This window comes from Catonella morbi ATCC 51271 (genome assembly GCF_000160035.2).
Lineage (GTDB): Bacteria > Bacillota > Clostridia > Lachnospirales > Lachnospiraceae > Catonella > Catonella morbi.
Map to the genome: position 1 here is coordinate 1 of NZ_KI535366.1, position 2,170 is coordinate 2,170.

Below are 2,170 nucleotides of genomic sequence, written 5' to 3' on the forward strand. Positions count from 1 at the left end.
CCGGGATGGACGAACCGCTGGTGGACCGGTTGCAGTGCCAGCTGCACGGCCGGAGAGCCAAGTTTGGCAGGGATAAACGCTGAAGGCATCTAAGCGTGAAGCCCCCTCCAAGATAAGATATCCCATAGCGTAGGCTAATAAGACCCCTTAGAGAGTATGAGGTTGATAGGTCAGTGGTGTAAGCGGAGTAATCTGTGTGCCTTCTGATACTAATAGGTCGAAGGCTTGACCAAAGTAAGGAAAAGAGATGTTGTATTCGGTTGCAGTTTTCAAGGTATATTATTTTCCTCAATAGCTCAATGGTAGAGCGCACGGCTGTTAACCGTGATGTTGTAGGTTCGAGCCCTACTTGGGGAGTTACGGCTCCATGGTCAAGCGGTTAAGACACCGCCCTTTCACGGCGGTAACAGGGGTTCAAATCCCCTTGGAGTCATTTTTTGGTTCTTTAGCTCAGTTGGTTAGAGCAACCGGCTCATAACCGGTCGGTCCTGGGTTCGAGTCCCCGAAGAACCATTTTTTTATTTAATAGGAAATTTCTCAAAAATTTCCTATTAAACAAAAGTCTCTCCGAGGGATGCGCAACTCGCGGCAGGGAATTTTGCCTTACTGCACCGCTCGCGCGCGAATTGTGTGCAAGAACACAATTTTTTATTATATTTGGGATCTTAGCTCAGCTGGGAGAGCATCTGCCTTACAAGCAGAGGGTCACAGGTTCGAGCCCTGTAGGTCCCATTACTACATTTTAGGTAGTATGCCGGTGTGGCGGAATTGGTAGACGCCCGGGACTTAAAATCCCGTGGGTAGTAATACCCGTACCGGTTCGACCCCGGTCACCGGCATTATTTATAAATAGCTGCAGATTAGACAATCTGTGGCTGTTTTTTGTTTAATGAGGTTGTCGCATTAAGAATAAGATACACAAAATACAGTGATAATTTGATGATAAATTTAATATATCTTGTTGCACTTTTGATTGTTGCGACAGCTCCATTAAATAAAAATCTCTCCAAGTAATGCACAGCTCACGGTAGATAATTTTGCCTTTCGGCACTGCTTACGTGCAAATTGTGTACAAACAAACAATTTTTTATTAGAAATGTATTTGTAAATCCCTATTGGATTTATTAATAACAAAGATTATTTATGATTATTGATGTTTTCATATAAACATTTATTTATCTATGGACATAAAGTCCTCCTTATATTATACTATGTATCAAGAACTGTTGTTCTGATTGCTATGTATATTTCTAACAGTAAGATTAAGTTTATACTAATACCGTATCGCTGTGTATTAGATGCTGTTGATACCCATATACTAAAGATAATAAGTATCATATATTATACTTTGCCGAAAGTGACTATAAGAATATTAGGCTTGTTGCTTCATTGATTAAATTATTAAGAAAATGTGGTGGTTTTATTAAAATGCCTGTCTGTGTTATTGGCAGGTGATACAAAGTTTGTAAGTGAGATAGAAACAGATGTGGAGAAAAATAATACAGGAGCTGAAAATGCTAAAGAATGAAGGCTTTATGGAATTTATTAAGAAAATTTTACCGAATGAAACTGATGAAGCTAAAATAGAAGAACAGGCTCGCAAAATGGCTCTCAGAAAGCCTGAAAAGACTAAAGACGGATATTTATTGGTTGATCTTGCAGAAGAAAAGTCTGATGGCAGGTATTCTACTGAGAAAATCTCAAGAACTGTATCGGACAGGAAAGAGAGAGAAGAGCCTTACCGTACCTTTGATAAAATGCGTCAAATAGGTAAAAAGCCTGATAAATATGGAAGCTGGTATGTGAGTGATACCGAAAGCTTTATAGAACAGGCTGAATTTATGAAAAATTTTACGGATAATTACAGTACTGCAGTTCCGCTTGAAGCGTATTATCCTGCTTATGATATAATGAATGATAATCAGCTTAGAACATATTTTACATGGCGGACTGAGACTAGGAACGGGAATATTAAAGATGTATCGGCAGCTTATTTTTACTGTTATATATATGAACTTTTGAATGGAATTGGTGTGGACACTCCGGAAAATGGTATTGATAAGCTAATTACTTTATGGACTGATTTTAGGGAATTTAATAAAAGCCCGGATACACATATGAGAAATTGGATAAGGGATTATTATATCGTACATAATAAAGAGATTTCAAA

Annotated in this window: 1 protein-coding gene, 5 tRNA genes and 1 rRNA gene; all 7 read left to right on the plus strand. The window is 38.6% G+C overall.

Features of this window, described 5'->3' with window-relative positions; all coding sequences use genetic code 11:
* Window positions 1–233 (plus strand): 23S ribosomal RNA (locus tag GCWU000282_RS00005); the annotation flags it as partial.
* Between the two features lie 52 nt (window positions 234–285).
* Window positions 286–357 (plus strand) — tRNA-Asn (locus tag GCWU000282_RS00010).
* 4 nt (window positions 358–361) lie between these two features.
* A tRNA-Glu gene (locus GCWU000282_RS00015) sits at window positions 362–433 on the plus strand.
* Window positions 434–439: 6 nt separating this feature from the next.
* Window positions 440–513: transfer RNA gene (locus tag GCWU000282_RS00020), tRNA-Ile, on the plus strand.
* 146 nt (window positions 514–659) lie between these two features.
* A tRNA-Val gene (locus GCWU000282_RS00025) sits at window positions 660–732 on the plus strand.
* Between the two features lie 21 nt (window positions 733–753).
* Window positions 754–839: transfer RNA gene (locus GCWU000282_RS00030), tRNA-Leu, on the plus strand.
* Between the two features lie 675 nt (window positions 840–1,514).
* The coding region (locus GCWU000282_RS16760; protein WP_035038827.1) for a TerB N-terminal domain-containing protein at window positions 1,515–2,170 on the plus strand (656 nt) is incomplete at its 3' end.